Consider the following 6,482-nt stretch of genomic DNA (forward strand, 5'->3'; position numbering starts at 1 on the left):
TGCGCTTTGCAGGTGCGTTAACTCTTTCTATCGAGCCGGCTTGATCCACGAAGTCAGGGGTGTTCTAGTTATGTCGTAAATCTTTGCAACTTGACTAATGCTATGAGCCCTGGCTGCAATAGCCTTTGCTAATTTACGTGATATTCGTGCAGCTTTATCAATCTCCTTAATCTGATATTTTTCTTCTTTTCTACCTTCGCGGTTGATAATTTTGATGCGGATACCATTCTATTTAAGCTGTTTGTTATCCCCCTATGATATACTTCCCCTTTTCTTAAAAGGCAATCATTATATGCTTATTTAGCAATGGGAATTGGTATATACTATGGAGTTATTTTAATAATAGTTTACGAAGAAGTCTATTATGAAGAATTCTATTATAATTTACACAAAAAAAATAAATTTTTGATACAATTTAATTGAGTTTTTTAACATCTATAAAGATGAAATATATTAATAAAATTTTGCTTATAGTAGTTGCAAGCGGTTCTTTCCTGAGTTTCAACAAAAGTATTGCAAACGGTTCTTTCCTGAATTTCAACAAAAGTATTGCAAACGGGTCGAAAAACAATGCTTCTTGTGAAGATCTAAATAATTATTCAATAATTGTTAGAAACGAGTTAGTAAAAATTTCTGAATATATTAATAATATTCAAGTGTTGCTTGGTAAAAACCTTCATTCGTATGAAATTTTATCGAGAAAATTAGAAGCCGGTTCAAAAGCCGATTTTTCTCCTTTCAAAGTTGTCGATCAGGAAATAATAAACATGATGCAAAATATTAACGGTATTTTTCAATTAATAACTATTGAAGGAAATAAAAATAGTGTAGCTAACATTAATTCAAAAAGCATAGAAGATGCGCATAAAAAAATAAAAGAATCACTAAAAGCAACAAAAGGATCACTAAAAGAAATTGAAGAAAAAACACTACAATCAATGAATGCAATAGAAAAAACGAAAGAGATTTATTCAAATACTCAAATTCCTGATCAACAGTCAAAAGAAAAAATATCACAAATGGTCAGTGGATATGAAGAGGAGCAAGAAAGAATAGATAAATTGGTAAGTCAAGGTTTGAATACCCAACAACAGCAAATTTCGGAACGGCTTACGCAGCGAAAAATTAAATCTGAAGGATTAACACCGTCCCAATCAGCACCTAATCTCGGTAATTCAAGGCGCTCCCCTCTTCAGTCCCAAGAAAATCCAGAAGGACAATCTACTTTAATGCAAAAATCTGCATCTTCTGTACAGCTTAAAAACCCACAACAATAGGTCAACTCATAATGTTGATATCTAAGATTTTTACATTGCCCATCTGGCAGATTCCATTAATTGCTTGGTATAGCAATCTTTTGGGCGATTTAAAATTTCTGCTGCAGAACCTTGTTCTATAACGCGTCCGGATTTTACCACAATGACATGGTGAGCGATGCTCTCTACTACTTTTAGATCGTGGGTGATAACGATATACCCAATGGAAATGCGTTTTTGTAGTGTAACAAGAAGGTGTAAGATTTCTTTCTGAACCGTCACGTCTAACGCAGAAGTGGGTTCGTCTAAAATAAGAAGTTGAGGTTCTAGTAATAAGCTTCGCGCAATACAAATTCGTTGCCGTTGTCCCCCAGATAATTGATGGGGATAGCGGTTTAAAATGTCCGCAGAAAGCTCTACTTGGGATAAAATATTTTGAATTCTTATTTTTCGTTCTTCCAGTGACCAGAGTTTATAGTTTTTCATCCCCTCCATCAGGCTGTCTTGTACACACATCCTGGGGTTAAGAGAAGAAAATAAATCTTGAAAAATCATTTGAAAGTGTCGCCGTTCTTGACGTAAATTTTCAGGACTTAAAGAAGATAACCGGTGATTTTGAAAAATAATTTCTCCAGAATAGTGAAGCAACTGGGCAATTGCAAGGGCAAGTGTGCTTTTCCCAGATCCGCTTTCCCCCACTATACTTACAGTTTGTCCGGCGTGCACGTCAAAATTTATATCATGTAAAATTTTATTGTGCCTTAAAGTTACTTCCAAATTTCTAACTTGTAATAAAGTTTTTTGAAAATTAAAATCTTGAGGATCGTCTTGAACCCAACGATCTGGAATGCTGCCCCATAGCTTTCGAGTATAAGGATGGGAAGGTGTTTTTAATATTTTTTCCGTTTCTGATTGTTCTACCATTTGTCCTTCTTTTAAAATCCCTACAAAATGCGCAATCCTGCTAACCAGTGGAAGATTGTGGCTGATAAAAAGAATTGACATTCCTTGAGTTTCTTGAATGTGCTGAAGTCGCATAAGAAGTTCTTTTTGTAGTGTTACATCTAAAGCAGTTGTGGGCTCATCGGCGATTAATAACTCTGGCTTTGCTGAAAGTGCCATAGCAATCATCAAGCGCTGTTTTTGTCCCCCTGAAAGCTGATGAGGATAAGCATCTAATTTATTTTTCGCATAAGAAAATCCTACTTTATCCAAGATGTCAAACATTGCGGCATCTAAATCAGCGCGATTCAAAAATTCTTGTTTTCTGTGGAGAATTAAAACTTCTTGAAGCGCTGATCTTAAAGTTTTTAAAGGATTTAATGCGCTGCTGGGTTCTTGAAAAATCATACTGATATGCTTTCCACGAAAATTGTAAAGTGAATTTTCAGAACATTTCAGCAAATCAATCTCTTTAAATAAAATTTCCCCCGTATAGGAAGGGTAAAGAGCTTTTGGTAATAGGCCCAGTATAGAAAGTCCAAGCATAGATTTTCCAGATCCGCTTTCCCCAACAAGAGCAACCGTTTTTCCAGTAGGAATTTCCAGGCTCACGTGATGTAAAATTTTTTTTTGATATTTTTGACGATTTGCGTAAAGGGTCAAAGAAACATCACGAATGGATAGCAAAATGCTCACGATGCATTCCTTTCTCTTAGAATAACTAAAAAAATTTTCATGAAGATCGTCCCGGATCTAGTGCATCTTGAAGCCCTTCCCCTGTTAGTGTGATTAACACAAGAATTGTGGCAAGCGCGCACAAAGGATAGATACTTAACCAAGGTGCGTGTAAGTTCGATTTTGCCTGCTGTAATAATTCCCCCAGTGAAGGAGTTCCTGCCTTTAGCCCCACTCCTAAAAAATCCAAAGATGCAAGAGACGCTATTCCCGAATTCACTAAAAAAGGAAATTGAGAAATTCCCGTTGTCATAGCATTGGGTAGAATGTGACGCCACATCATTCGAAAATCTGTGGCTCCCAGAACTTTTGCAGATAAGACATAGGGAAGTCCTCTAGCTTTTAAAAACTCTGCTCGTGTTGCTGCAGACACGGGGCGCCAATTAAAAAGAGACATCACAATGGCTAAAAATTCTAAAGAAGGGGTCAGAAAACTAGAAATGATCATTAGCATAAACAACACAGGAAGACCCGACCAAATTTCTACCAACCTTTGCGTATACAGATCGAATTTTCCCCCCCAATAGCCTTGAATCGCACCGATGAACACTCCCAACATCGTTCCAAACACGGCAACACAAAGACCAAACATTATACAAATTCGAGTTCCATAAACAAGACGGGCCAATAGATCTCTTCCCTGTTCATCAGTGCCTAATACGTGAAGAGGACAAGGCGCGCTTGGTACCGGATGGTGAGATTCTGAAAGCCGATAAGGACTATGTCGATAAATTGGCCAAACAACCCAAGCATGATTTTTCTTGACGAAATTTTTGAATTCTCTTGTTAAGTAATCCATCTCTAGATCTTCGCCCTTCATAAAACATGTTTCAGGATAATAACGCAATACTGGAAAAAATATGCCCTTATCACACAAAATAATTAATGGTTTGTCGTTAGACCAAAAATTTGCAGTAAACGTTATTCCGATAACCAGCAACAATATGCGTAAAGCCCAAAATCCTTTTTTATGCGCTTTAAAGCGTTCCCAAAATGTATTCATAATTCAGTTTTTTCCTTCAAAGTGAATCCTTGGGTCAATCCATGTGTACAGCAAATCACTAATAACGTGCAAAACTAATCCAGTTAAGGTAAAAAGGTAAAGAGATCCAAATATAACAGGATAATCACGATTTCCGATGGCTTCATAGCTTAACAGTCCTATTCCCTCTAAAGAAAAAATCATTTCCACTAAAAAAGCTCCAGAAAAAAGTACATGGAATAAGGTTAAGGGAAGGTGTGCCATCATGACAATCATAGCGTTGCGAAAAACATGCTTAAATAAAATGGTGCGAAATTTAAATCCAAACGCTTTGGCTGCAACGATGTATTGTTTAGAAAGTTCTTCTAGGAACGCGTTTTTGGTAAGAAGGGTAAGGGCAGCAAACCCAGTCAAAACTTGGGCGCTAACCGGTAATACCAGATGCCAAATATAATCTTTGATTTTTTCCCAAAAAGATAACCGACTCCAATCCCAAGAAAACAAACCTTGTATGGGAAAATAAGAAAAAAAACTTCCTCCCGCAAAAAAAATCATTAATAGCAATGCGAATAAAAATGTGGGAATAGCATAACTTAACATCATGATTAGACTTGTCCAAAGGTCGAAGCACGTCCCGTTACGAACAGCTTTTTGAATTCCCAAAGGAATAGCTAAAAGATACATAAGCATCATTGACCAAAACCCCAAAGACAGAGAAACGGGTAATCTATTAATTAGCAGTGTGGTCACAGACTCACTTCGAAAATAACTTTTTCCAAAATCAAACATCAAATACTGTTTTAGCATTATGTAAAATCGCTTCCAAAGAGGTTGGTCTAACCCAAACTGTTGTTTTAGTTCTTTTACTACAGCGTCTTGTCCAAAGTCTACTGCTGAGCTTGCTCCCCCCTTGTGCTCTTGAGCAGAAAGCTCCATACGGTGCAGCATTTGTTCTACTGGTCCCCCAGGAACTAAATGAACGATAAGAAAATTCAGAAGAATAATGCAAAACAACGTGGGAACAATCAACAAAAACCGTTTTAAGGTATAAGACAACACTTAAGACTCAAGAATTCTTGCAAGCACGCAAGTCGGATTATCTCAGATTTTCTTGAAAAAATCCATCCTGGGGTACAAAAAATAAAAAGCATTTTTTTCTTAACGTTTATGCTTTTTTTCCACAAAAACGTCTAATTCTTGTCCAGGCATAAGTCCTTGTGGGTCAGAGACGATATCGTAATAGGCGTGAAGCACTCTAGAGTCAATTCCAGAGTGGATTCCTGGCAAATTACGTTTGGGATATATATAAGGATCTATTCTGCTTAATTTTAGAGAAACTTCTTGAGTTCCCAAAGTTTTTGTTTTTCCCAAAGCATTACAAGCGTTATGAAGATGTTTTGCGTACATTTCGTCAAATTCTACACACACCGTGAGTTGAGTCAAATCCCCCATGATTAATACTTCGTTTCCTGGAACAACATATTGTCCTTGATAAAGCGTAGAAGAAAGAATTGTTCCATCTGCTGGAGCTTTTAGAAAGTGCCGTTCTTTTTCTAATTTTGCTTGACGCAATAGATTTTCACATTCTTCTCGCTTTGCTGAAGCTTGTCGTGCATTGTAAACGCTCCAGCGTGCTTCGTGATTTGAAAAAACTTTTTTTTTGTTTAATTGTTCTGCAATAGAAGATTGTTCTTTAATTTTTTCCTCTTGAATGCATGCATTTTTGTAAGATGCTTCCAGTGCGCCGATACGGGCATTAATTTCTTCTTGATTTAGGGAACAAAGAATTTCTCCTTTTTTTACGCGCTGTCCTGGGGATGCGTTTATGGCTTCTACACTCCCTTTTTGTTGAAATGCTAGGTGAAGAAGCTTTCCTTTAGGTTCAACAACACCAATCCCTGAAATACTATGAGGGTACGGTAAAAGAGTCAAATCGCTAAGAGTAGAAGATGGCAAACGGCAAGGGGGGATCGTCATATAAATGGCCCCTGCTGCTCCAAGTGATGCTAATATTCCCACATACCACAAGTTTACTTTAGATCGTTTCACCATTAGACTCCTGAAAAAAAATAAGAAAATCTTTTTTATTTTTTGTATCAATCTCTTTTCAGGAATTGTAACAAATATTCATAAAAAAAGACAGGTTAAAGGTAAAAATCAGATAAGAGACTAATTTTAGAACCTATCTTCACAGTTAAGCCAACCGACGAATCAGTAGCATTGAATGGGAGATCATAACGTCGTGTTTTTCCGATTGAACGTCTATTTCATACTCCTTGGCTAATCACCTAAAATGATTTAGCCAGTCAATCAAATGTTCTCTTCCCCCCCTTTCGCTAAAATTGCCCAATCTGGCCGTAATACGTGCCGAAATTTCTAAGGTCTTTTTCAACATGTTTTGAACAAACTCTTCAAACGTTTTACAAAAACCAGTATCTGCGCATACGCCTTTAATCGATAGATATTTTACACCCGCCTTGTCAAAACCTTGCATCTCGCAACAGTATCATGTGTAGTTGCTGCGTGAGCCTTCACATGAAAAATATGTACTAGGGTATCCGTGACAC

Annotated in this window: 6 protein-coding genes; 1 reads left to right on the top strand and 5 read right to left on the bottom strand. The window is 37.0% G+C overall.

Going from position 1 to position 6,482, the window contains the following annotated elements; genetic code table 11:
- Positions 1-443: 443 nt before the first annotated feature.
- Positions 444-1,277: a hypothetical protein gene (locus K737_RS01225; protein ID WP_023491247.1), complete on the top strand. Its 834-nt coding sequence runs from the start codon at positions 444-446 to the stop codon at positions 1,275-1,277.
- Between the two features lie 30 nt (positions 1,278-1,307).
- Here K737_RS01225 and K737_RS01230 read toward each other — a convergent pair whose 3' ends face one another.
- From K737_RS01230 to K737_RS10910, 5 genes are all read right to left on the bottom strand, one after another.
- Entirely contained in the window at positions 1,308-2,894 is a 1,587-nt protein-coding gene (locus K737_RS01230) for a dipeptide ABC transporter ATP-binding protein (protein WP_006300747.1), read from the bottom strand.
- Between the two features lie 37 nt (positions 2,895-2,931).
- Entirely contained in the window at positions 2,932-3,936 is a 1,005-nt protein-coding gene (locus K737_RS01235; protein ID WP_006300748.1) for an ABC transporter permease subunit, read from the bottom strand.
- 3 nt (positions 3,937-3,939) lie between these two features.
- Positions 3,940-4,974, bottom strand: coding sequence for an ABC transporter permease subunit (locus K737_RS01240; protein ID WP_006300750.1), 1,035 nt, complete (start codon positions 4,972-4,974; stop codon positions 3,940-3,942).
- 99 nt (positions 4,975-5,073) lie between these two features.
- Entirely contained in the window at positions 5,074-5,964 is an 891-nt protein-coding gene (locus K737_RS01245; RefSeq protein ID WP_161630399.1) for an efflux RND transporter periplasmic adaptor subunit, read from the bottom strand.
- Between the two features lie 235 nt (positions 5,965-6,199).
- Complete coding sequence (locus tag K737_RS10910) at positions 6,200-6,409, bottom strand: hypothetical protein (protein ID WP_006289698.1); 210 nt, start codon at positions 6,407-6,409, stop codon at positions 6,200-6,202.
- Positions 6,410-6,482: the final 73 nt, after the last annotated feature.

Source organism: Holospora undulata HU1, assembly GCF_000388175.3.
Taxonomy (GTDB): Bacteria; Pseudomonadota; Alphaproteobacteria; order Holosporales; family Holosporaceae; genus Holospora; species Holospora undulata_A.

Excerpts from the sequence above, each read along its gene's own strand:
- K737_RS01225 (WP_023491247.1), top strand. The coding sequence starts at position 444 with ATGAAATATATTAATAAAATTTTGCTTATAGTAGTTGCAAGCGGTTCT.
- K737_RS01235 (WP_006300748.1), bottom strand. The coding sequence starts at position 3,936 with ATGAATACATTTTGGGAACGCTTTAAAGCGCATAAAAAAGGATTTTGG.
- K737_RS10910 (WP_006289698.1), bottom strand. The coding sequence starts at position 6,409 with ATGCAAGGTTTTGACAAGGCGGGTGTAAAATATCTATCGATTAAAGGC.